Origin of the sequence: Streptococcus anginosus (assembly GCF_001697145.1) — a bacterium.
GTDB classification, from domain to species: domain Bacteria; phylum Bacillota; class Bacilli; order Lactobacillales; family Streptococcaceae; genus Streptococcus; species Streptococcus hominis.
Map to the genome: position 1 here is coordinate 428,946 of NZ_CP012719.1, position 21,560 is coordinate 450,505.

The following is a 21,560-nucleotide window of genomic DNA, read 5'->3' on the forward strand; positions in this document are numbered from 1 at the left end:
AAACTTTTATTTTGCCAAAGTTTTTCCGAATAAATAGATATGACGGAATTACAAGATTGCTTAGGTCGTATTTTTACAAAAAGTCAATTGTCACCAGAATTGCAATTGCAAGCACAAAGCTTAGCTGGAATGGTAGAAGAGAAAGGAAAGTTAAGCTGTAATCGCTGTGGACAAGCCATTGACAAAGAAAAACAGCAACTACCAATTGGTGCTTATTATTGTAGGTCTTGCTTGATCTTAGGAAGGGTTAGGAGTGATGAAGAACTATACTATTTTCCACAGGAAGAATTTCCCAAAGCGAATGTTTTGAAATGGCAAGGAAAGTTGACAGAATTTCAAGCTAAGGTTTCTCAAGGACTTGTAGAGGCGGTTACCAAACGCAAAGATAGCTTGGTTCACGCAGTCACAGGAGCCGGAAAGACGGAAATGATCTATCAGGTGGTGGCACAAGTCATCAATCAAGGTGGAGCCGTCTGCTTGGCTAGCCCCAGAATTGATGTCTGCTTAGAACTTTATCGCAGACTGAAAGTAGATTTTACTTGCGATATTTCACTCCTGCACGGTGAATCAGAAGCATATTCCCGCAGTCCTCTCGTGATTGCTACAACGCATCAGCTTCTCAAATTTTATCAAGCCTTTGATCTTCTTATCGTTGATGAAGTAGATGCCTTTCCTTACGTGGACAATCCGATGCTTTATCATGCGGTTCATCAGGCAGTTAAAGTAGAGGGAACGAAGATTTTCTTAACAGCAACTTCCACAGATGAGTTGGATAAAAAAGTGGCTAAAGGAGAATTAACTCGTTTGAGTCTACCTAGACGTTTTCATGGGAATCCTTTGATTGTTCCTCAAAAAATTTGGTTGGCAGATTTTCAAAAATATCTTGGTCAAAAGAAGCTAGTTCCTAAGTTAAGACAGTTTATTCAAAAGCAGAGAAAAACCAGCTTTCCACTTCTTATTTTTGCTTCTGAGATTAAAAAGGGGCAGGAATTAGCAGAGATTCTTCAAAGCACTTTTCCTAATGAAAAAGTTGGCTTTGTAGCCTCGACGACTGAAAATCGACTGGAAATTGTAGAGAAATTTCGTCAAAAAGAAATCACGATTTTGGTAACAACGACAATTCTAGAACGTGGTGTAACTTTTCCTTGTGTAGATGTTTTTGTGGTGGAGGCTAACCACCGTTTGTTTAGTCGCAGCGCTCTGGTACAAATCGCTGGACGCGTCGGTCGCAGTATGGATCGACCGACAGGCGAGTTAATCTTTTTTCATGACGGTGCGACTATGGCGATAGAAAAAGCGATTAAAGAAATTCAGGAGATGAATCAGGAGGCCGGTTTATGAATTCATGTGTTTTATGTGATAGTCTACTGGATGAAAAACTAACATTTTGTGATTTATTGACTTTGACGAAGCCAAAAGCAAGAGCCTGTGATACTTGTTTTGAAAAATTTCAACGCATTTCAGGGCAGCATTGCCCGAAGTGTTATCGTGACGGGGCAAGTGAAGTCTGCATGGATTGCCAAGTGTGGATAGAAAAAGGAAAAGAAGTTTGTCATAAAAGTTGTTTTGTATATAACGAAGCCATGAAAGACTTTTTCAGCCAATATAAATTTCAAGGAGATTATGCTCTTTATTCTGTATTTGCTGAAGTTTTGCAAAAGGAATTAAAAGTTTACCGTGATTATGCGCTTGTTCCCATTCCTGTAAGTGCCGAAAAGTATCAGACAAGAGGATTTAATCAAGTAACAGCTTTCCTTGAGGGCGCAAAGTTGCCATTTAAGGAAGTTTTAGAAAAGCATGATACAATTGCTCAATCAAGCAAGACGAGAGAGGAACGATTGCAAAGTCAGCAGTGTTTTAAAGTAAAAGACAATGTTCAAGTTCCGACAAAAGTTCTTTTGATAGATGACATTTATACAACTGGCTCAACCCTACAATTAGCCAAGGAAATGTTAGTGGAAGCGGGAGTGAAAGAAATTATGACATTTTCATTGGCAAGATAACAAAAAATTTGCAAAAAGAGAATGAAAGCGTTATAATAAAATAAAGAAAAACAAAAAATGCTTAGAAAGAAGGTACTTATATGATTAAATATAGTATCCGTGGTGAGAACCTAGAAGTGACGGAAGCTCTTCGTGATTATGTAGTTTCTAAACTTGAAAAAATCGAAAAATATTTCCAAGCTGATCAAGAATTGGATGCGCGTGTAAACTTGAAAGTCTATCGTGAAAAAACAGCCAAAGTTGAAGTAACTATTCCACTTGGTTCGATCACTCTTCGTGCAGAAGATGTTTCTCAAGATATGTATGGTTCGATTGATTTGGTGACAGACAAAATTGAACGTCAAATTCGTAAAAATAAAACAAAAATTGAACGTAAAAACCGTAATAAAAAATCGACTAGCCAGTTATTTACAGATGCTGTCGTTGAAGAAGTGGAAGTTGCACCTGCAAAAGTCGTTCGTTCAAAACAAATTGATTTAAAACCAATGGACTTAGAAGAAGCTCTTCTTCAAATGGATTTATTGGGACATGACTTCTTCATCTATACTGATGTAGAAGACAACACAACCAATGTTTTGTATCGTCGTGAAGATGGTGACGTTGGCTTGCTTGAAGTAAGATAATCAATCAGTCCTCTGATTTATATCAGGGGATTTTTATTTGCTCTGCAATCAGCTCAAGATAATTGCAAAAAACTGTATTGAAAAATCATCATGTTTGAACGGCATTTCAAAAGTTGGACAGCAAAAAAAACAATTGACTTACAGTTATCACAGAAGAAAAACTGATACATTCTTTCGAGATTTTGTTATAATATTCTTTATGAGAGTTGTTGCAGGGAAATATGGGGGGCGTCCTCTTAAAACGTTAGAAGGCAAAACAACTAGACCGACGACAGACAAGGTTAAGGGAGCTATCTTTAATATGATTGGTCCTTATTTTGATGGAGGACGAGTGTTGGATTTGTATGCCGGAAGTGGCAGTTTAGCGATTGAAGCTATTTCGCGAGGCATGGCTTCGGCTGTTTTGGTTGAAAAAGACCGCAGGGCGCAAACGATTATCAGCCAAAATATCATCATGACTAAGGAAAAAGAACGATTTGAACTTCTGAAAATGGAGTCCAATCGAGCGCTTGAATTGGTCACAGGACAGTTTGATTTAGTGTTATTGGATCCACCTTATGCAAAAGAACAGATTGCTGCAGATATTGAAAAATTGGTTGAACGAGAGCTTCTGAGCGATGATGTACTGGTTGTTTGTGAGACAGACAAGTCGGTGGATTTACCAGAAGAAATCGCAGGACTAGGCATCTGGAAGCAAAAAATATATGGAATTTCAAAGGTGACGGTTTATGTCAGATAAAATTGGATTATTTGCAGGCTCTTTTGACCCGATTACAAAGGGGCATATTGACTTGATTGAACGAGCTAGTAAGCTCTTTGATTGCCTATATGTTGGTATTTTTTATAATCTTGAGAAAAAGAGTTTTTTTAGTATTGAAGCAAAAGAAAAAATGGTGACAGCTGCTCTAGCTCATTTGGAGAATGTAAAAATTGTTACTTCTCATGACGAATTGGCAGTGGAAGTAGCTAGAAAGCTAGGAGTGACAACTTTTGTACGGGGACTACGGAATAGTCAAGATTTGGATTATGAGGGGAATCTCAACTTTTTTAATCATGAATTGGCACCTGAATTGGATACCATCTTTTTGATTAGCAAACCAGCTTATCAGCATCTCAGCTCATCAAGAATTCGTGAATTGATTTCCTTTGAGCAGGATATTTTAAAGTATGTGCCTGAAAGTGTCGTAAAGGAGTTAAAGAAACAGTATGGAAAAACCAAGAAATAAATTTAAAAAATGGCCGATAATTGCAATAGCAGGGCTGATTTTGCTTTTCTTATCTTTTGTAGTTCCCTTGCCTTATTATATTGAGGTGCCAGGTGGTGCAGCAGATGTCCGTCAGGTATTGCGCGTGGACAACAAAGAAGATAAGGAAAAAGGTTCTTACAACTTTGTAACGGTTGGGATTCAGCATGCGACCTTTGCTCATTTGGTTTATGCTTGGTTGACACCTTTTACAGATATTTATTCGGCGAAGGAGTTGACTGGCGGAACTTCTGATAAAGAATACATGCGGATCAATCAGTTTTATATGGAAACATCGCAAAACCTAGCTAAATACCAAGGGTTGAAAAAAGCTGGCAAAGATATTACTCTGAAATATCTAGGGGTTTACGTCTTGCAAGTCACAAAGAATTCTACTTTTAAAGGCATTTTAAATATTGCAGATACTGTGACAGGTGTGAATGACAAGACTTTCAATAGTTCAAAAGAATTGATAGACTATGTTGGAGCGCAAAAGATTGGCAGCAAAGTCAAGGTGAACTATGTAGAAGACGGTCAGAAGAAATCTGCTACAGGTAAAATCATCAAACTTGAAAATGGGAAAAACGGGATTGGTATTAGCTTGATCGACCGAACAGAAGTCACAAGCAACACACCAATTGAATTTTCAACAGCCGGTATTGGTGGACCAAGTGCGGGCTTGATGTTTAGTTTGGCAATTTATACGCAAATTGCAGATCCAACATTGAGAGACGGCAGAAATATTGCTGGGACGGGCTCAATTGACCGCGAAGGAAAAGTTGGCGACATTGGTGGGATTGACAAAAAAGTTGTTTCAGCAGCAAAAAATAGTGCAGAAATTTTCTTTGCACCAAATAATCCAGTTACTAAGGAAGCTAAAAAAGCTAATTCTAAAGCGAAAACTAACTATGAGACCGCTTTGGAAACTGCTAAAAAAATTAAGACCAATATGAAAATTGTACCCGTGAAAACTTTACAAGATGCCATTGATTACCTCAAGAACACAAAGAAGTCATAAAAATAGTTCAATAAAAGAGCAAGTTAATGATAGAAGTTTGACTTTGCTCCTTTTTTCTTTCTCTATTTCAACTATCAAAAACACTTCTTTTTATGGTAAAATAAGTTTAATACAAGAAATAAGATGATAAAGGATGACTATGCGAAAAGAAATTGCACCTGAATTATACAATTACAATAAATTTCCTGGACCGGAGTTTCGGCAAATAGGAACCAAAATTTTGACTGAGACAATTGAATTTGACTTGGTAGATAATTTCAAGGAAGGTTTTGATATAACGGCTTTTAATCAGCGTTTTTCCGATATTTTAACAAAATTTGATTATATTGTTGGTGACTGGGGGAACGAGCAGCTACGTTTGCGTGGATTTTATAAAGATGACAAGGCAAATGAAAGCGAGGAAAAAATCAGTCGCTTAGAAGATTATTTGTTAGAATACTGCAATTATGGTTGTGCTTATTTTGTCTTGGAAAATTTACAGCCGCGTCGCGCATCGTTTGATAAAAAATCACATCACAAGAAAGAAAGTGATAACAAGCCACGTCGTTCTAAACAAGCTCACTCCTATAAAGAAGAGCAACCCAAGCGAGAAAATCGCCAGCGCAGTAAGCGACAAAATCAAAAGCAAAGAGCAAGAAAGCAAAATTCAACGAAGCAACAACAAACAAGCAGCCAGCGCCATTTTGTCATTCGTCAAAAATAGTGGAAATTGAGAATGGGAACAGAGAGGAAGAAAATGAAACCATCAATTTATAGTTTGACCCGTCAGGATTTGATAGACTGGGTAGAAAGTCAAGGAGAAAAGAAATTTCGAGCTACTCAGATTTGGGAGTGGCTTTATCGCAAACGGGTTCAGTCTTTTACAGAAATGACAAACATTTCAAAGGGTTTATTAGCAAAGTTAGAAGATGAATTTGTTGTCAATCCGCTAAAGCAAAGAGTGGTGCAGGAATCGGCTGACGGCACAGTAAAGTATCTTTTTGAACTGCCAGACGGTATGTTGATTGAAACAGTTCTCATGCGTCAGCACTATGGTCTGTCGGTCTGTGTAACCACTCAGGTGGGTTGCAATATTGGCTGTACCTTTTGTGCTAGCGGGCTGATTAAAAAGCAGCGTGACTTGAATAATGGGGAAATTATGTCTCAGATTATGCTGGTGCAAAAATATTTTGATGAGCGTGGACAAGGTGAGCGCGTCAGCCATATTGTGGTTATGGGGATTGGCGAGCCTTTTGATAACTATGACAATGTTCTCAAGTTTGTGCGAACTGTCAATGATGACAAAGGGCTGGCTATCGGAGCTCGTCACATTACGGTTTCCACTTCCGGTCTAGCACATAAAATTCGTGATTTTGCAAATGAAGGAGTGCAGGTTAATTTAGCTGTTTCTCTTCATGCACCCAATAATGAATTGCGTTCTAGCATTATGAAAATCAATCGTGCCTTTCCAATTGAAAAGCTGTTTGCGGCGATTGAATATTATATTGAAACAACCAACCGCAGGGTTACTTTTGAGTATATCATGCTAAATGAAGTCAATGACGGAGTAGAGCAGGCATTGGAATTAGCTGAATTGCTCAAAAACATCAAAAAGCTATCGTATGTCAATTTGATTCCTTACAATCCGGTTAGTGAGCACGATCAATATAGTCGCAGTCCCAAAGAACGTGTAATGGCTTTCTACGATACTCTGAAAAAGAATGGCATTAACTGTGTTGTTCGTCAAGAGCATGGTACAGATATTGATGCAGCTTGCGGTCAATTGCGCTCCAATACGATGAAGAAAGACAAGGAGAAGGCACTTGCGAAACATGCCTAGGTTAAAAGTGTGGCTGCAATCCAATGGAGAATTAACAGTTAAAGGACGTAAAATTCTGACTTGGGGAAGCATTTTCTACATTTTATTATTATGTCTAATGTGTTTTCTCCCTCAGGTGACAGAAGAAGGGATGGAAACACCAGGAATTCAGCAGTTTGGTCGTATTGTAGTGCTTCTCATTCCTTTTAATTCTTTGGTCAATCTTGGGCAAATTACTTCTTTCTTTCAATTAATTAAGGTTTTTGTGCAAAATATAATGAATATTTTTCTGCTTAGCCCACTAATTTTTCAGCTTCTCTGGTTGTTTCCGAACTTGCGAAATACCAAACGTGTACTCTCTGTCAGCTTTGTGATAAGCCTTTTTATCGAATGCACGCAGATTTTGTTAGATATTTTAATTGATGCCAATCGTGTTTTTGAAATAGATGATTTATGGACAAATACATTAGGCGGATATCTGGCTTTTCTATTGTATAAAACTTGTGTCAGCCATTGGAAAGATAAGTTTCTGACTTCTAAATAAAAATAAGAGTCATTGTTCGGATTTAGGATGCTTTTCCATGGTTTTTTCACTATTTTATTGATAGAATGGTAGAAAAACTCTATAATAATGCTCAAACATCAGAAAAGTAGTAAATTGATGCTTCCAGAGAGATTGTGTTAGGTGTAAACAAGCAGTAGATATTTATGAAATGAGCTGATGTAAATGATATGAATTTGAAACAATAAAAATTCGGTGTGCACACCTTACAGTGTAACTTGTTGATAGACAAGATAGAGATATGCGGATAAGGTCTACTTTTCCCATAACTGAGGTGACACCGCACTCATACGCCCTCACACAGTTTTTGTGTGGGGGTATTTTGTTGTTTACATTCGGCTCTTTGTCAACTGTAGTGGGTTGATGTCAGCTAAGCTTTAGAGAGGACGAGATTCGTTCTCTCTCTTTTGATGTTCAAAGCGATGAGAATGCGTTTCTTAAAGTTGTCAAAGTTCCTGAATCCAAAAGCGTTTCGCTTGATGACCTTGATGAGATTGTTGGTTGCTTCCAGCTTGGCGTTGGAGTAGGGTAGTTCCAAGGCGTTGGTAATCTTGTCTCTGTCCTTCAGGAAAGTCCGAAAGACGGTTTGAAAAATCGGGTGAACATCCGAAATAACCTCCTCCATCAGGTCAAAGAAATAATCAGCTTGCTTTTCCTGAAAGTGAAAGAGCAGAAGCTGGTAAAGCTCATAGTGCTGTCGGAGTTGGTCCGAATAGCTGAGTAGCTGATGGAGAATCTCTTGATTGGTTAAATGAGCGCGGAAGGCTGGTCTGTAAAAACGCTTATGGCTAAGCTTGCGGCTGTCCTGCCATTGAAAGTTCCCACGCTATTGCAGAAGCAGTTAAACGCGCGCCACAGCTAAGTAAGGACAATATTATTATCGTCAATGTATCTGGGCGTGGTGATAAAGATGTAGCCGCTATTGCTGATCACTTAGAAAAAAGAAACACGAAAAATCAAGAGTGAAATAGACGCCCATGAGTACAAATACCTACAGAAATATGAAATCTGGGAAGATGACGTAAAAAAACTAAAATTTGAAAATTGTAATCATCGCTTTCTTGTTTCGAGGCTCCGCTGAATCTGGAGACATTCATCCCAGACTCATGATAGGACATTATTCTAATTTTATTGAAGCAACAGTTCGCATAAAAGCAGAACAATCACTCCAATCAAAAGACAGGGAACGAAAGCTATCCTGTCTTTTCTTTTTTTGAAGCAAAAGAGACATAAGCCCACTAAGCTGGCAATTTGAATCAGCCAAAGAATCTCTGTCAACTTGAAAACAGTTGAACAAGAAGATAGAAAAAGAAAGTCTCCTGCGCCAATTCGTAAGTCAAAGAAAAAAGCTACTATTCCAAGGGCTAAAAAACTAATCATTAGAAGATTAAAACCTACCAAAAATAGGAGAAGAAGATGAAAGAACAACCAAATGAGGATAGGATATTCCTGTTCTCTTTGATCATAAAGAGCTAGTGTAATTCCCATTATGAGCAAGACAAGTTGGCTGATAGTTAAGTAGCTTAAGGAAGTTGCGAGAAAGAGTAAACTACCTACCAACTCTAATATCAAGTAGCGAATGGGAATTTTTGACTGACAAAACCGACAACGCAGTCGATTGATAAGCTGAGAAAGGACAGGGACTAAATCGCGAGGTGCTAATTTCTGTCCACAAGCATTACAATGACTGGAAGGAACGAGAATAGACTGTTCAGGGAAACGATCAACGACCAGCCCTAAAAAGGAAGCCACAATGCTTCCAACCAAGAAAAAATAAAAATGAATCATACTTTTTTATTCGCAAATAATTCTAAAAAATTGCAACTTTTCTAATAAAAGAAATTTCTGAGTTCAATCATTTGACTTTCTTATTTAGAAACATTATAATTAAATTATAATCAAAAAGATTAGAATCATTCTAAATAAAAGCGAGGTAGGATAATGGTTAATCTAAAAAATGAAGCAGCAAAAGATGTTGCAACTTTCTCAAGTGTTGAGTCTTTCAGTAAGTCTCTTCCCAAAACAAAAGTGGTATTGAACCAAGCAGTAGCAGATTTATACACTGCTCGTATTGCTCTTCACCAAGTACATTGGTACATGCGTGGAGCTGGTTTTATGGTTTGGCATCCTAAGATGGACGAGTACATGGAAACCTTGGATACGACTTTGGATGAAGTAAGTGAACGTTTGATTACTTTAGGTGGAACGCCGTATTCAACTTTGAGTGAATTTATCCAACACAGCAATATTGAAGAAAAAGAAGGAAAATTCAGTAAGAATGTTGCAGAAAGTTTGGAACGTGTCATCGAAATCTTCCGTTACTTGGTAGGCCTCTACCAAGAAGCTCTGGATGTAACAGATGAAGAAGGGGATGATGTGACCAACGATATTTTTGTCGGTGCAAAAGCAGAACTTGAAAAGAATATCTGGATGTTAACAGCAGAAATCGGTCAAACTCCGGGTTTGTAAGTAAATTTTTGAGAGTAGAAAATAAATTTTTAAAATCTTTTAGAATTTAAGATAAGTTTAAGGAGGTGGCGTTATACTAACATCATCAGATGAAGACCTCCTAACTTTATTTGATAAAAATCCTAAACTTTTCTTTTTCATAATAATCTCCCTATAAGAGTCGCCCAATCGGCGGCTTTTTTGTTGTTTTTGAGCACTTGAAGAATGTTTTACTTACAAAATGAGTTCTTTTCAACCTTGAAATACTCCTAAAATTCTGGTAAAATAAGCCTCATGAAAACACTTTATGATGTGCAGCAATACCTCAAAAGTTTTGGCATTATTATCTATATGGGTAAGCGCTTGTATGATATTGAAATGATGAAAATTGAGTTAGAGAGGATTTATGATGCGGGCTTGATAGAAAGAATGGACTATCTAGAAGCTGAGCGGGTCTTGCGAAAGGAACATCAGTTGGAATTACAATATTTGAAGAAGAATGAGGAGAAAACATGTTAAACTGGATTTTATTTGCAATTATTGTTGGAACGTTAGGCTGGATGGGCTTTAACTATATTCGTGTTCGTCGTGCGGCTAAGGTAGTAGACAATGCAGAATTTGGTGATATGATTCGTCAAGGTCAGTTAATTGATTTACGAGATCCAGCCGATTTTCGTCGTAAACATATTTTAGGGGCACGAAATATTCCGTCACAGCAATTAAAAACAAGCTTAGGAGCGATTCGTAAGGACAAGGCTGTTTTACTGTACGAAAATAGTCGTGGACAACGTGTGATGAATGCAGCTATTCTATTAAAAAAACAAGGTTATCAAGATATTTACATCCTCTCTACAGGACTAGATGGATGGAAAGGAAAAATCAAAAGTGAGTAATCCAAGCGGGTTGCTCACTTTTAATAGCTTTTTTCTAGATAGTGCCTCACTATTTCGAGTTCTGCTTGGTTCAATACTCGGTATTCTCCTGTGGCTAAGTTTGGTTCTAATTCAAAATCTCCGAAATGAATTCGTTTCAGAGAAGTAACTTTGACGCCAACAGTTAAAAACATCTTTTTGATTTGGTGAAATTTTCCTTCAGAAATAGTGACAGTAGCACGGCTCTTGTTTGAGCTAGAAGAACGAATTGTAAGAGTGGCTGGTTTACAAATTGTTCCGTCAAGAAAAACGATGCCCTTTTGAAAGGATTGTACTGCTTGGTCATCTAGGAGACCATTAACTTCAACCTCGTATGTTTTTGTGACATGATATTGAGGATGAAGTAGTAGAAAACCAAGCGGACCGTTGTCAGTGATTAACAGCAGTCCAGAAGTATCTCGATCGAGCCGTCCAACAGAATATAGATCTTCACTGAAATCTTCAGGCCTGATGAGATCTAGAACTGTTTGGAATTTGGCATCGGAGTTAGCTGTCACAACGCCAAGGGGTTTATTCATCATAAAATACTGATGAGGCTTGCCAAGGACAGGTTGTTCTTCTAGCGTAATCGTCTGCAAACCTGTATCAACATTTTGACTGAGTTTTCGAGCGGGACAGTCATCTACTAAGATTTTCTTTTTTAGTAGAGCTTGCTTCATTTTTTTACGGCTAATGTGAGCTTGAGCTAGTAGAATATCTAAACGCATACAGTTTCCTTTGTTTTTTCTTATCATATCATAATTTTGCAATAAAGAATGTAAATAAATTTGTAGGACATTGATTTTCTAATGAAAACATTTACACCCAGTTTAACCGTGTTTTTTGCCTTAATCTGTGGTATAATTGTTCAGTTAGAAATAAAACTTAAGATTTAGAGGATAAAATGACAAAATTAAGAGAAGATATTCGCAATATCGCTATTATCGCTCACGTTGACCACGGGAAAACAACGCTAGTAGATGAATTATTGAAGCAATCACATACCTTGGACGATCGAAAAGAGTTGCAAGAACGCGCAATGGACTCCAACGATCTTGAAAAAGAACGCGGAATTACCATTCTTGCTAAGAATACAGCTGTTGCTTACAACGGTGTTCGTATCAATATCATGGACACTCCAGGACACGCGGACTTCGGTGGAGAAGTTGAGCGGATCATGAAAATGGTGGATGGGGTTGTTCTGGTTGTTGATGCTTATGAAGGAACCATGCCACAAACTCGTTTTGTGTTAAAAAAAGCTCTTGAGCAAGATTTGGTGCCGATTGTTGTCGTTAATAAAATCGACAAACCGTCTGCACGTCCTGCAGAAGTAGTGGACGAGGTTTTGGAACTTTTCATTGAACTCGGTGCTGACGATGACCAATTAGATTTCCCAGTTGTTTATGCTTCAGCTATTAATGGGACATCTTCTATGTCAGATGATCCAGCTGACCAAGAACACACTATGGCACCACTTTTTGATACAATTATTGATCATATCCCAGCACCAGTTGATAACTCAGATGAGCCCCTTCAATTCCAAGTTTCTCTTTTGGACTACAATGACTTTGTGGGGCGTATCGGGATTGGTCGTGTTTTCCGCGGGACTGTGAAAGTTGGAGACCAAGTGACGCTTTCTAAATTAGACGGTACAACGAAAAATTTCCGTGTCACCAAGTTATTTGGTTTCTTTGGGCTAGAGCGTCGTGAAATTGACGAAGCCAAAGCGGGCGATTTGATTGCCGTATCTGGTATGGAAGATATCTTCGTTGGTGAAACGATTACTCCGACAGATGCAGTAGAACCATTGCCGATTCTCCATATTGATGAACCAACACTTCAAATGACTTTCTTAGTGAACAATTCACCATTTGCTGGTCGTGAAGGGAAATGGGTAACATCTCGGAAAGTTGAAGAACGCTTGCAGGCTGAATTGCAAACGGATGTTTCGCTTCGTGTGGATCCGACTGACTCGCCAGATAAATGGATTGTATCAGGTCGTGGAGAATTACACTTATCAATCTTAATTGAAACCATGCGCCGTGAAGGTTATGAGTTACAAGTGTCGCGCCCAGAGGTTATCGTCAAGGAAATTGACGGTATACAATGCGAGCCATTTGAGCGTGTGCAAATTGACACCCCAGAAGAATACCAAGGTTCGGTTATCCAAAGTCTTTCTGAGCGCAAGGGTGAAATGTTAGACATGGTGGCTACCGGAAACGGACAAACACGTCTGATTTTCCTTGTGCCTGCGCGTGGATTGATTGGGTACTCAACTGAATTCCTTTCTATGACGCGTGGTTATGGGATTATGAACCATACTTTTGATCAATACCTACCATTGATTCCAGGTGAGATTGGAGGACGCCGTCGTGGAGCTCTTGTGTCAATTGATACAGGAAAGGCAACGACATACTCTATCATGTCTATTGAGGAACGTGGAACGATTTTTGTCAATCCAGGTACAGAAGTATACGAAGGGATGATTATTGGTGAAAATTCACGTGAAAATGACTTGACGGTCAACATTACAAAAGCCAAACAAATGACCAATGTTCGTTCTGCAACGAAAGACCAAACAGCGGTTATTAAGACGCCTCGTATTTTGACATTGGAAGAATCACTTGAATTCTTGAACGATGACGAATACATGGAAGTGACGCCTGAATCAATCCGTTTGCGGAAACAAATTCTTGATAAAAACCAACGTGCCAAAGCTGCTAAAAAGAAAAAATCAGCTGAATAATGAAAGAACGGTTTGCTTAGTTGTTAATATATTAAAGAAGCGGATGGGCTAGAAAGGAGCAGAAATGTTTTATTTGATTTTTGGAATTCTCATTCTGTTATTTTACATTTTTGCTGCTCCACAGAGCATTAAAGGAACTTTAAATGTAGTAGTTTTAGTGATTGCCCTAGTCGCTTTTATCATTTTACTAGGATTGGCAGTATTTCAGATTTTTCAATTACCGTCTGAGTTTTTCATAGGAATTTTTATGATAGGCGTAGCATATTTTTCCCTACGTGATATTTCAAAATTATCACAAAAAGATAAAAAAGTATCGTTTTGCTCAAAACTTCGTAACAGACAAGAATAAAAAGCCGTAAAGGCTTTTTTATTTTCTGAAAAAAAGGTAAAATAGATAGGAAGAATAAAAAAAGAGGCGTATTATGAAGCACATTACAAATTTTGCAAATAAAAAAGTGTTAGTTTTAGGCTTGGCCAAATCTGGTGAAGCCGCTGCTCGTTTACTAGATAAGTTGGGAGCGATTGTTACAGTGAATGACGGAAAGCCATTTGAGGAAAATCCTGCTGCTCAGTCTCTTCTTGAGGAAGGTATCAAAGTGGTAACAGGTGGTCATCCTTTGGAACTCTTGGACGAAGAGTTTGAACTGATGGTCAAAAATCCCGGTATTCGTTACGACAATCCTATGGTAGCGAGAGCTTTGGAAAAGAAAATCCCAGTCATCACTGAAGTGGAGTTAGCCTATTTGATTTCAGATGCTCCAATTATTGGGATTACGGGCTCTAATGGAAAAACAACAACGACAACGATGATTGCGGAAGTCTTGACTGCAGGTGGTCAAAATGGTCTGCTTTCTGGGAATATTGGCTTTCCAGCCAGTCAAGTTGCAACAACCGCAACCCAAAATGATACATTGGTCATGGAGTTGTCTTCTTTCCAACTCATGGGCATTGAAACCTTTCACCCAGAGATTGCAGTGATTACTAATCTGATGCCAACTCACATTGATTATCATGGCTCTTTTGAAAATTATGTCGCTGCTAAATGGAACATTCAAAAAAATATGAGCAAATCTGACTTCCTCATATTGAATTTCAATCAAACATTAGCGAAAGAGCTGGCTGCAAAGACGCAAGCGACCGTTGTACCATTTTCAACGACAGAAAAGGTAGACGGCGCTTACTTAGAGGGAAACATGTTGACCTTCCGTGGAGAGCCTGTTATGGCAGCAGATGAGCTTGGCGTTCCGGGTAGCCATAATGTTGAAAATGCCCTTGCAACTATTGCAGTTGCGAAACTGCGTGGCATTGAAAATCAAGTCATCAAAGAAACATTGGCAGGTTTCGGTGGCGTTAAGCACCGCCTTCAATATGTCGGTGAAATCAACCATGTTAAATTTTATAACGATAGTAAATCAACAAATATTCTTGCAACGCAAAAGGCTTTGTCTGGTTTTGACAATAGCAAGGTTATCTTGATTGCTGGTGGACTGGACCGTGGCAATGAATTTGACGAATTGGTGCCAGATATTCAAGGGGTGAAGAAAATGGTTATTCTTGGAGAATCTGCAGCACGTGTCAAGAGAGCAGCAGATAAAGCAGGTGTTAGTTATATGGATGCTGCTGATGTGAAAGATGCGACGCAAAAAGCTTTTGCTGAAGCTCAAGCAGGTGATATTGTTCTTCTCAGTCCTGCAAATGCTAGCTGGGATATGTATCCAAATTTTGAAGTTCGTGGCGATGAATTTATTGCAACATTTGAAGAATTAAAGGGTTAAGATGAAAAAGATTGTATTTACAGGTGGAGGAACGGTTGGTCATGTGACTCTAAACCTTTTGCTCATTCCAAAATTCCTAGAAGCAGGTTGGCAAGTCCACTATATTGGTGACAAGCATGGGATTGAATACCAAGAAATCCAGAAGTCAGGTTTGGATATCACTTTTCATTCTATAGCAACGGGGAAATTACGCCGTTATTTTTCTTGGCAAAATATGTTAGATGTATTCAAAGTGGCTTGGGGCATTTTGCAATCTTTAGGAATTATGTTAAAGGTTCGTCCGCAAGCTCTCTTTTCTAAAGGTGGTTTTGTATCAGTTCCTCCTGTCATTGCAGCTCGCTTAGCTGGGATTCCAGTTTATGTACATGAATCAGACCTCTCTATTGGTCTAGCAAATAAAATTGCTTACAAATGTGCGACAAAAATGTATTCTACTTTTGAACAAGCCCATGCGTTGACAAAAATTGAGCATGTGGGAGCTGTAACAAAGGTAGGAGAAAAAATAACTGCTCCAAATGATCAGATTCAAGCCATTCAGCAGTATTTTGATGAAAACCTTCCGACACTCCTGTTTGTTGGTGGATCAGCAGGAGCAAAGGTTTTTAATGATTTTGTAACGGCAAATAAAATAGAATTAACTCAGCATTACAATATTATCAATTTATCAGGCGATGCTAGCTTAGACGAATTATCAAATCATCTGTACCGAATTGCCTATGTGACTGACCTCTATCAACCGTTGATGGACTTGGCAGATGTCGTTGTTACACGTGGCGGATCTAATACTATTTTTGAATTGTTGGCTATGGCAAAGCTTCATGTAATTGTCCCTTTGGGACGCGAAGCAAGTCGCGGTGACCAGATTGAAAATGCAGATTATTTTGTAAAAAAAGGCTATGCTAAAAAATTAGACGAGTCTCAATTGAATTTGGAAAATCTTCAAAAAATGATAACAGAGTTGCTTGAACAGAAAGAATTTTATGAAGAAAACATGAAACAGTCCCACGAAATAAAATCGTTAGATGAATTTTATAACCTTTTAAAAAATGACATGGACAAAGGAAGAAAATGACAAAAAAGAAGCAAGAGGATCAGAAAGAGCAAGAAACAGAAAAACTTTCTGAGTGGCAAAAAAGAAACAAGGAATACCTTGAAAAAAAGGCTCAAGAAGAAGCTGAAAAAGAGAAAGAACTAGCAGAGCAAAAAAAGCAGCATTTGCCAAGTTCTGAAAAAGAGAATGTCGAAAAGAATGATGAAAATACAGAAGAAGTGACAGCGGATACTCAAGAGAACGAGTCAGAGGAAGCGGAAAAGCCTACCGAGACAGAAACTTCTGAGGAAGAACAAGATGAACCTCTTCTTGATAAAGCAGCCTTGCGAAAAAAGAAGAAAGCAGAACGCAAACAAGCTAAGCGGGAAGCAAAAGAGACAAGAGAAAAAATCGCTCCTCGCCATATCTACCGTGCTTTGCCAATATTGATTCTAAGTTCTATTTTGTTAATTTTAGCTATTTATTTTATAAGCCCCTATTCAAAATTAAAGAATATAGAGGTAACGGGCAATAAACAGCTTTCAAAAACAGAGGTGCTGGATGCTTCTAGTATTCAAAAAGAGGCTTACACCTTGACGACATATTTAAGTCAAAAGGCACATGCTAGAAATATTAAATTGTCAAGTCTATGGGTGAAAAAAGCAGAGATAAGTTACCAATTTCCAATTACATTTAAAATAAAAGTAACAGAATACACGGTTGTTGCTTATGATTATTCTGGGGAGCAGTATTTCCCAGTATTATCTAGTGGAGAAGAAATTGCTACTCCGGTTAAAAAATCCCAGTTGCCAAAAAGTTATATAACACTTGATTTTTCAGATAAAGCAATGCTTAAGAAATTTGTGCAACAATTATCAGGTATTTCTAATACAATCAAATCAGAAATTCAAACGGTTCAGCATACACCGAGTAAAGCGACTGAAGATTTGCTGACAATCACTATGACAGATGGAAATAAAATTCTAGTTCCTTTGTCAGAAGTAGCTAAAAAATTGCCTTATTATGAAAAAATTAAACCACAATTGACGGAAACAAGCGTTGTGGATATGGAAGCAGGAATATTTAGTTATAGAAATAGCTAAAATAATGCAGAAAATCTACCCAATTTTTATTTTTTTATGTTATAATATGCTTTGAATAACTATACTTTTTTGATAGTTAAATTGATAAGTGAGAAACTTGGTAGATAGAGAGGAATGGTCTAATGGCTAGAGATGGCTTTTTTACAGGATTAGATATCGGAACAAGCTCCATTAAGGTCTTGGTAGCAGAACACGTAAACAATGAATTAAATGTAATTGGGGTTAGTAATGCCAAAAGTGCTGGCGTAAAAGATGGTATCATTGTAGATATCGAAGCAGCAGCAAGTGCTATAAAATCTGCAATTTCACAAGCAGAGGAAAAAGCAGGTATTTCCATTAAGCTGGTGAATGTTGGCTTGCCTGCTAACTTGTTGCAGATTGAGCCAACGCAAGGTATGATTCCTGTAACAAGCGAAACAAAAGAAATCACAGATGCAGATGTTGAAAATGTTGTGAGATCTGCTTTGACAAAAAGTATGACTCCAGACCGAGAAGTTATTACTTTTATTCCTGAAGAGTTCATTGTAGATGGCTTCCAAGGAATTCGTGATCCTCGTGGAATGATGGGCATTCGTTTAGAAATGCGTGGACTTCTCTACACAGGACCACGTACCATTCTTCACAATTTACGAAAAACAGTTGAGCGTGCAGGAGTTCAAGTTGAAAATATTATCATCTCTCCGCTTGCTATGACCAAATCTGTTCTAAATGAAGGCGAACGTGAATTTGGTGCAACTGTTATTGATATGGGTGGAGGACAGACAACAGTTGCTTCTGTCCGCAACCAAGAATTGCAATTCACTAATATCTATCAAGAAGGTGGCGAATACGTCACAAAAGACATCTCAAAAGTTTTAAAAACTTCTAAAAAACTTGCCGAAAGTTTGAAGTTTAATTACGGAGAGGCTTATGTACCGGCTGCTAGCAATGAGTCATTCCAAGTGGAAGTGATTGGAGAAGTGGAGCCAGTTGAAGTAACAGAGCGCTATTTAGCAGAAATTATTTCAGCACGTGTTAAGCATATCTTTGAACAAATCAAGCAAGATTTAGAAAGAAGACACTTATTAGAACTTCCAGGTGGACTTGTTATTATTGGTGGTGGTGCAATTTTACCAGGTGTGGTGGAATTGGCGCAAGAAGTTTTCGGTGTTCCTGTTAAACTATATGTACCAAATCAAATCGGTATTCGTAATCCAGCTTTTGCTCATGTCATTAGCTTATCAGAATATGCTGGAAATCTATCTGAAGTGGATGTTTTAGCACAAGCTGCCGTTCACGGTGATGAACTTCTGCGTCATCAACCGGTTGAATTTTCTCGTCCGACTCAACAAAGTCAGTCGTTCAATCCGTTGCAGCGCTTTACTCAGCCGCAACAAACAACTGTGACTCCGATTGCTGAACCAGCAGAAGAAGTTGAACGTCCCGAACCACTTCCGACACAATCTCAACAACCAAAAGAAAAATTGACAGATCGTGTTCGAAATCTACTTGGTAATATGTTTGATTAAAGGAGAAGGTAATACATTATGACATTTTCATTTGATACAGCTGCGGCACAAGGAGCAGTAATTAAAGTTATTGGTATCGGTGGTGGTGGTGGTAATGCCATTAACCGCATGATTGATGAAGGAGTATCAGGCGTTGAATTTATCGCTGCCAATACAGATGTGCAAGCTCTGAGTGGCTCAAAAGCAGAAACAGTTATTCAGCTTGGACCAAAGTTGACGCGCGGTCTAGGTGCTGGAGGACAGCCTGAAATCGGTCGTAAAGCGGCTGAAGAAAGCGAAGAAGTGTTGACGGAAGCTCTTACGGGAGCTGATATGGTCTTTATTACTGCTGGTATGGGCGGTGGCTCTGGTACAGGTGCTGCAACAGTTATTGCTCGTATTGCAAAAGGTCTTGGTGCCTTAACTGTTGCAGTTGTTACTCGTCCGTTTGGCTTTGAAGGAAGTAAGCGTGGTAACTTTGCGATTGAAGGAATCAATGAACTTCGTGAGCATGTAGATACACTTCTTATCATTTCAAACAATAATTTACTTGAAATTGTTGATAAGAAAACTCCTCTTCTTGAAGCATTGAGCGAAGCAGACAATGTCCTTCGTCAAGGTGTACAAGGAATTACGGACTTGATTACAAGCCCAGGACTTATTAACCTTGACTTTGCCGATGTAAAAACCGTTATGGCAAATAAAGGTGATGCTCTTATGGGAATCGGTATTGGTAGTGGCGAAGAACGTGTTATTGAAGCTGCACGTAAGGCTATCTATTCACCGCTTCTTGAAACAACGATTGATGGAGCTGAAGATGTCATTATCAACGTTACAGGTGGTCTTGATATGACCTTGATTGAAGCAGAAGAAGCATCAGAAATTGTCAATCAAGCAGCTGGTCATGGTGTTAATATCTGGTTAGGTACTTCTATTGATGATAGCATGAAAGATGAAATTCGTGTGACAGTTGTTGCAACGGGTGTTCGTCAAGAAAAAATTGATCGAGTAAGTGGTGTTCGTCCAGTTGCTCAACAAAATTCTTATGCAGCTGGAACTCGTGAAAATCGTAATTCTAGAGGAAGCCAAGGTTATGACCGTAACTTTGATTTGACTGAAAATCTTGAAGTTCCAAAGCCAAGTCGTCAACGGACAGAAGCGCCACAGGCTTCAGCATTTGGTGATTGGGATTTGCGTCGTGAGAATATTGTTCGCTCAACAGATGCGAGTGCCGCACCAGCTGTGGAACGTTATGAAGACACCAGTTCTGATGACGATGAATTAGAAACACCACCATTCTTTAAAAACCGATAAAATGGATTTAGCAAAGAATACATATCAAGTTTTAGAAAATGTAGCACAAGCTACTCAAAAAGCTAATCGCTCAAAAAATTCAGTAGAAGTAATAGCTGTCACCAAATATGTTGACAGCTCTACTGCTAAAGAGCTGGTTAAAGCAGGAATTCATCATATCGGTGAAAATCGAGTTGATAAATTTCTAGAGAAATATCAGGCTCTGAAAGATGAACGTGTAATTTGGCACTTAATTGGTACACTTCAAAGGCGGAAAGTGAAAGACGTCATCAATTATGTTGATTATTTCCATGCCTTAGATTCAGTAAAATTAGCTCAAGAAATCAACAAAAGAGCTGAACATATCATTAAATGCTTTTTACAAGTAAATATTTCCAAAGAAGCTAGTAAACATGGTTTTGCTGTAGAGGAAATAGATACGATTTTACCTGAGCTAGAAAAACTTGAAAACATTCAGATTGTAGGTTTGATGACAATGGCACCAATTGAAGCAGATGAAGCGGAATTAAATGTCATGTTCCAACAAGCCTATCAATTACAGCAAAGATTACAACGTAAACAGTTACCTAATATGCCTTTTACTGATTTAAGTATGGGAATGAGCCGTGATTATACAATAGCTATTGCAAATGGTTCGACTTTTGTCAGAATTGGTACCGCATTTTTTAAATAGGAAAGTATTATGTCTCTTAAAGATAGATTTGATAAATTCATTGATTACTTTACGGAAGATGGTGAAGATGCTGGCGTTCAAACGCCTGAGCTACCACCACGTGCGAGTAGTCAATCTGTAACACCTACTAAAGAAAGAACAGTACATACAGCAAGTAGTTCTGTACAATCTTCTACAAGGTCAGGAGCAAATGAGAATATCACTCGTCTTCATGCGCGCCAGCAAGAATTGGCACAACATCGGACAATTTCAGATGACAAAGTGACAATCAATGTTCGTTATCCAAGAAAATATGAAGAAACAACTGAAATTGTTGATTTGTTAATTGTTAATGAAAGCATTTTGATTGATTTTCAATATATGACAGAAGTGCAAGCTCGTCGTTGTTTGGATTATTTGGATGGTGCGCGTTATGTGCTTGCTGGGAACATAAAAAAAGTTGCGAGTACAATGTACCTTTTAACACCAATCAATGTTATTGTAAATATTGAGGATTTAAAATTGCCTGATGATTTGCAAAGTGGCGAATTTGATTTTGATATGAAACGTAGATAAAAACATGGTTTGGATTGTAAACATACTTTATAATTTGGTAAGAGTGTATTCATTTATTTTAGTGGTGTATGCTCTCTTATCTTGGTTTCCGGGTGCCTATCAAACATCACTTGGTCAGTTGATTTTACGGATAGTAGAGCCTGTTTTGAAACCATTTCAACGTTTCAATTTACAATTTGCTGGTCTTGATTGGACGATTCTTATCGTTATCTTTCTTTTGAATTTGGTTTCTGGCATCATTTTGAATGCTCTTTTGCTTTTAGCTTAAAT

Annotated in this window: 22 protein-coding genes and 6 pseudogenes; 25 read left to right on the forward strand and 3 right to left on the reverse strand. The window is 38.2% G+C overall.

The window, feature by feature from the left end:
• The first annotated feature begins 39 nt into the window (after positions 1 to 39).
• The 9 genes from SanJ4206_RS02140 to SanJ4206_RS02180 all read left to right on the forward strand — a co-directional run bounded on the left by SanJ4206_RS02140 (position 40) and on the right by SanJ4206_RS02180 (position 7,230).
• Positions 40 to 1,341 (forward strand): ATP-dependent helicase ComFA, encoded by a 1,302-nt coding sequence (locus SanJ4206_RS02140; protein WP_003028383.1) that lies wholly within the window; start codon positions 40 to 42, stop codon positions 1,339 to 1,341.
• The gene (locus tag SanJ4206_RS02145) at positions 1,338 to 2,003 is read left to right on the forward strand and encodes a ComF family protein (RefSeq protein ID WP_003028382.1); all 666 of its coding nucleotides are present in this window, start codon (positions 1,338 to 1,340) and stop codon (positions 2,001 to 2,003) included. The genes SanJ4206_RS02140 and SanJ4206_RS02145 overlap by 4 nt, the downstream gene beginning before the upstream one ends.
• 80 nt (positions 2,004 to 2,083) lie before the next feature.
• Positions 2,084 to 2,626, forward strand: a complete 543-nt coding sequence (hpf, locus tag SanJ4206_RS02150; RefSeq protein ID WP_003028381.1) for a ribosome hibernation-promoting factor, HPF/YfiA family — start codon at positions 2,084 to 2,086, stop codon at positions 2,624 to 2,626.
• A gap of 190 nt (positions 2,627 to 2,816) precedes the next feature.
• Complete coding sequence (gene rsmD / locus SanJ4206_RS02155; protein ID WP_176601969.1) at positions 2,817 to 3,365, forward strand: 16S rRNA (guanine(966)-N(2))-methyltransferase RsmD; 549 nt, start codon at positions 2,817 to 2,819, stop codon at positions 3,363 to 3,365.
• On the forward strand, positions 3,355 to 3,852 hold the full coding sequence (gene coaD, locus SanJ4206_RS02160) for a pantetheine-phosphate adenylyltransferase (RefSeq protein WP_003028379.1): 498 nt from the start codon (positions 3,355 to 3,357) through the stop codon (positions 3,850 to 3,852). Before rsmD ends, coaD begins: the two co-directional genes overlap by 11 nt.
• On the forward strand, positions 3,833 to 4,888 hold the full coding sequence (locus SanJ4206_RS02165) for a SepM family pheromone-processing serine protease (protein ID WP_003028378.1): 1,056 nt from the start codon (positions 3,833 to 3,835) through the stop codon (positions 4,886 to 4,888). The genes coaD and SanJ4206_RS02165 overlap by 20 nt, the downstream gene beginning before the upstream one ends.
• Before the next feature lie 139 nt (positions 4,889 to 5,027).
• The gene (locus tag SanJ4206_RS02170) at positions 5,028 to 5,591 is read left to right on the forward strand and encodes a YutD family protein (protein ID WP_003043206.1); all 564 of its coding nucleotides are present in this window, start codon (positions 5,028 to 5,030) and stop codon (positions 5,589 to 5,591) included.
• 33 nt (positions 5,592 to 5,624) lie between these two features.
• Positions 5,625 to 6,707 carry a dual-specificity RNA methyltransferase RlmN gene (gene rlmN, locus SanJ4206_RS02175; protein ID WP_022525296.1) on the forward strand — a complete coding sequence of 361 codons (1,083 nt, stop codon included), beginning with the start codon at positions 5,625 to 5,627 and terminating at the stop codon, positions 6,705 to 6,707.
• Positions 6,700 to 7,230, forward strand: a complete 531-nt coding sequence (locus SanJ4206_RS02180) for a VanZ family protein (RefSeq protein ID WP_003028375.1) — start codon at positions 6,700 to 6,702, stop codon at positions 7,228 to 7,230. The genes rlmN and SanJ4206_RS02180 overlap by 8 nt, the downstream gene beginning before the upstream one ends.
• Before the next feature lie 388 nt (positions 7,231 to 7,618).
• On the opposite strand, the pseudogene SanJ4206_RS02185 reads toward SanJ4206_RS02180, so the two are convergent.
• Positions 7,619 to 8,056, reverse strand: a pseudogene (locus SanJ4206_RS02185) (ISL3 family transposase); the annotation flags it as partial.
• Between SanJ4206_RS02185 and SanJ4206_RS02190 the strand changes: the two are divergent.
• Positions 8,053 to 8,214, forward strand: a pseudogene (locus SanJ4206_RS02190) (tryptophan synthase subunit beta); the annotation flags it as partial. The pseudogenes SanJ4206_RS02185 and SanJ4206_RS02190 overlap by 4 nt on opposite strands.
• 162 nt (positions 8,215 to 8,376) lie before the next feature.
• On the opposite strand, the gene SanJ4206_RS02195 reads toward SanJ4206_RS02190, so the two are convergent.
• Positions 8,377 to 9,036 carry a prepilin peptidase gene (locus SanJ4206_RS02195; RefSeq protein ID WP_037593429.1) on the reverse strand — a complete coding sequence of 220 codons (660 nt, stop codon included), beginning with the start codon at positions 9,034 to 9,036 and terminating at the stop codon, positions 8,377 to 8,379.
• 153 nt (positions 9,037 to 9,189) lie between these two features.
• On the opposite strand from SanJ4206_RS02195, the gene SanJ4206_RS02200 reads away from it, so the two are divergent.
• The 3 genes from SanJ4206_RS02200 (at position 9,190) to SanJ4206_RS02210 (ending at position 10,589) form a co-directional block, all read left to right on the forward strand.
• Complete coding sequence (locus SanJ4206_RS02200; protein ID WP_003028371.1) at positions 9,190 to 9,717, forward strand: Dps family protein; 528 nt, start codon at positions 9,190 to 9,192, stop codon at positions 9,715 to 9,717.
• A gap of 273 nt (positions 9,718 to 9,990) precedes the next feature.
• Positions 9,991 to 10,215, forward strand: a complete 225-nt coding sequence (locus SanJ4206_RS02205) for a YqgQ family protein (RefSeq protein ID WP_003025724.1) — start codon at positions 9,991 to 9,993, stop codon at positions 10,213 to 10,215.
• Entirely contained in the window at positions 10,209 to 10,589 is a 381-nt protein-coding gene (locus SanJ4206_RS02210) for a rhodanese-like domain-containing protein (RefSeq protein ID WP_003028370.1), read from the forward strand. Before SanJ4206_RS02205 ends, SanJ4206_RS02210 begins: the two co-directional genes overlap by 7 nt.
• A gap of 20 nt (positions 10,590 to 10,609) precedes the next feature.
• Here the strand turns inward: SanJ4206_RS02210 and SanJ4206_RS02215 are convergent, their stop codons facing one another.
• Positions 10,610 to 11,335, reverse strand: coding sequence for a 16S rRNA pseudouridine(516) synthase (locus SanJ4206_RS02215; RefSeq protein ID WP_022525295.1), 726 nt, complete (start codon positions 11,333 to 11,335; stop codon positions 10,610 to 10,612).
• Between the two features lie 176 nt (positions 11,336 to 11,511).
• Here SanJ4206_RS02215 and typA point away from each other — a divergent pair, with 176 nt between their 5' ends.
• The 12 genes and pseudogenes from typA to SanJ4206_RS02265 all read left to right on the forward strand — a co-directional run bounded on the left by typA (position 11,512) and on the right by SanJ4206_RS02265 (position 21,558).
• Positions 11,512 to 13,353 (forward strand): translational GTPase TypA, encoded by a 1,842-nt coding sequence (gene typA, locus SanJ4206_RS02220; protein WP_022525294.1) that lies wholly within the window; start codon positions 11,512 to 11,514, stop codon positions 13,351 to 13,353.
• A gap of 64 nt (positions 13,354 to 13,417) precedes the next feature.
• Positions 13,418 to 13,702 carry a DUF3165 family protein gene (locus tag SanJ4206_RS02225; protein ID WP_003028366.1) on the forward strand — a complete coding sequence of 95 codons (285 nt, stop codon included), beginning with the start codon at positions 13,418 to 13,420 and terminating at the stop codon, positions 13,700 to 13,702.
• A gap of 73 nt (positions 13,703 to 13,775) precedes the next feature.
• Entirely contained in the window at positions 13,776 to 15,128 is a 1,353-nt protein-coding gene (murD, locus tag SanJ4206_RS02230; RefSeq protein ID WP_003028365.1) for a UDP-N-acetylmuramoyl-L-alanine--D-glutamate ligase, read from the forward strand.
• Position 15,129: 1 nt separating this feature from the next.
• Complete coding sequence (locus SanJ4206_RS02235) at positions 15,130 to 16,200, forward strand: UDP-N-acetylglucosamine--N-acetylmuramyl-(pentapeptide) pyrophosphoryl-undecaprenol N-acetylglucosamine transferase (RefSeq protein WP_003028364.1); 1,071 nt, start codon at positions 15,130 to 15,132, stop codon at positions 16,198 to 16,200.
• A complete protein-coding gene (locus SanJ4206_RS02240; RefSeq protein ID WP_003028363.1) occupies positions 16,197 to 17,261 on the forward strand; it encodes a cell division protein FtsQ/DivIB in 1,065 nt (354 codons plus the stop codon). The genes SanJ4206_RS02235 and SanJ4206_RS02240 overlap by 4 nt, the downstream gene beginning before the upstream one ends.
• 122 nt (positions 17,262 to 17,383) lie before the next feature.
• Positions 17,384 to 18,590 (forward strand): annotated as a pseudogene (gene ftsA / locus SanJ4206_RS02245) (cell division protein FtsA); the annotation flags it as partial.
• Positions 18,569 to 18,769, forward strand: a pseudogene (locus SanJ4206_RS10080) (cell division protein FtsA C-terminal domain-containing protein); the annotation flags it as partial. The pseudogenes ftsA and SanJ4206_RS10080, both read left to right, overlap by 22 nt.
• Before the next feature lie 18 nt (positions 18,770 to 18,787).
• Positions 18,788 to 20,062 carry a cell division protein FtsZ gene (gene ftsZ, locus SanJ4206_RS02250; protein ID WP_157622019.1) on the forward strand — a complete coding sequence of 425 codons (1,275 nt, stop codon included), beginning with the start codon at positions 18,788 to 18,790 and terminating at the stop codon, positions 20,060 to 20,062.
• Position 20,063: 1 nt separating this feature from the next.
• On the forward strand, positions 20,064 to 20,735 hold the full coding sequence (locus SanJ4206_RS02255; protein WP_003028361.1) for a YggS family pyridoxal phosphate-dependent enzyme: 672 nt from the start codon (positions 20,064 to 20,066) through the stop codon (positions 20,733 to 20,735).
• 9 nt (positions 20,736 to 20,744) lie between these two features.
• Positions 20,745 to 20,828 (forward strand): annotated as a pseudogene (locus SanJ4206_RS10085) (cell division protein SepF); the annotation flags it as partial.
• Positions 20,829 to 20,924: 96 nt separating this feature from the next.
• A pseudogene (locus tag SanJ4206_RS02260) lies at positions 20,925 to 21,290 on the forward strand (cell division protein SepF); the annotation flags it as partial.
• Positions 21,291 to 21,294: 4 nt separating this feature from the next.
• The gene (locus tag SanJ4206_RS02265) at positions 21,295 to 21,558 is read left to right on the forward strand and encodes a YggT family protein (protein ID WP_003028359.1); all 264 of its coding nucleotides are present in this window, start codon (positions 21,295 to 21,297) and stop codon (positions 21,556 to 21,558) included.
• The last annotated feature ends 2 nt before the right edge of the window (positions 21,559 to 21,560 follow it).

What these genes read in the sequence shown, in the direction of transcription:
- SanJ4206_RS02210 (WP_003028370.1), top strand. Translation starts at nt 10,209, where the DNA reads ATGTTAAACTGGATTTTATTTGCAATTATTGTTGGAACGTTAGGCTGG.
- SanJ4206_RS02140 (WP_003028383.1), top strand. Translation starts at nt 40, where the DNA reads ATGACGGAATTACAAGATTGCTTAGGTCGTATTTTTACAAAAAGTCAA.
- typA (WP_022525294.1), top strand. Translation starts at nt 11,512, where the DNA reads ATGACAAAATTAAGAGAAGATATTCGCAATATCGCTATTATCGCTCAC.
- coaD (WP_003028379.1), top strand. Translation starts at nt 3,355, where the DNA reads ATGTCAGATAAAATTGGATTATTTGCAGGCTCTTTTGACCCGATTACA.
- SanJ4206_RS02225 (WP_003028366.1), top strand. Translation starts at nt 13,418, where the DNA reads ATGTTTTATTTGATTTTTGGAATTCTCATTCTGTTATTTTACATTTTT.
- SanJ4206_RS02195 (WP_037593429.1), bottom strand. Translation starts at nt 9,036, where the DNA reads ATGATTCATTTTTATTTTTTCTTGGTTGGAAGCATTGTGGCTTCCTTT.
- hpf (WP_003028381.1), top strand. Translation starts at nt 2,084, where the DNA reads ATGATTAAATATAGTATCCGTGGTGAGAACCTAGAAGTGACGGAAGCT.
- SanJ4206_RS02145 (WP_003028382.1), top strand. Translation starts at nt 1,338, where the DNA reads ATGAATTCATGTGTTTTATGTGATAGTCTACTGGATGAAAAACTAACA.
- rlmN (WP_022525296.1), top strand. Translation starts at nt 5,625, where the DNA reads ATGAAACCATCAATTTATAGTTTGACCCGTCAGGATTTGATAGACTGG.
- SanJ4206_RS02240 (WP_003028363.1), top strand. Translation starts at nt 16,197, where the DNA reads ATGACAAAAAAGAAGCAAGAGGATCAGAAAGAGCAAGAAACAGAAAAA.
- SanJ4206_RS02165 (WP_003028378.1), top strand. Translation starts at nt 3,833, where the DNA reads ATGGAAAAACCAAGAAATAAATTTAAAAAATGGCCGATAATTGCAATA.
- SanJ4206_RS02215 (WP_022525295.1), bottom strand. Translation starts at nt 11,335, where the DNA reads ATGCGTTTAGATATTCTACTAGCTCAAGCTCACATTAGCCGTAAAAAA.
- murD (WP_003028365.1), top strand. Translation starts at nt 13,776, where the DNA reads ATGAAGCACATTACAAATTTTGCAAATAAAAAAGTGTTAGTTTTAGGC.
- SanJ4206_RS02265 (WP_003028359.1), top strand. Translation starts at nt 21,295, where the DNA reads ATGGTTTGGATTGTAAACATACTTTATAATTTGGTAAGAGTGTATTCA.
- SanJ4206_RS02200 (WP_003028371.1), top strand. Translation starts at nt 9,190, where the DNA reads ATGGTTAATCTAAAAAATGAAGCAGCAAAAGATGTTGCAACTTTCTCA.
- SanJ4206_RS02170 (WP_003043206.1), top strand. Translation starts at nt 5,028, where the DNA reads ATGCGAAAAGAAATTGCACCTGAATTATACAATTACAATAAATTTCCT.
- SanJ4206_RS02205 (WP_003025724.1), top strand. Translation starts at nt 9,991, where the DNA reads ATGAAAACACTTTATGATGTGCAGCAATACCTCAAAAGTTTTGGCATT.
- SanJ4206_RS02180 (WP_003028375.1), top strand. Translation starts at nt 6,700, where the DNA reads ATGCCTAGGTTAAAAGTGTGGCTGCAATCCAATGGAGAATTAACAGTT.
- ftsZ (WP_157622019.1), top strand. Translation starts at nt 18,788, where the DNA reads ATGACATTTTCATTTGATACAGCTGCGGCACAAGGAGCAGTAATTAAA.
- SanJ4206_RS02255 (WP_003028361.1), top strand. Translation starts at nt 20,064, where the DNA reads ATGGATTTAGCAAAGAATACATATCAAGTTTTAGAAAATGTAGCACAA.
- SanJ4206_RS02235 (WP_003028364.1), top strand. Translation starts at nt 15,130, where the DNA reads ATGAAAAAGATTGTATTTACAGGTGGAGGAACGGTTGGTCATGTGACT.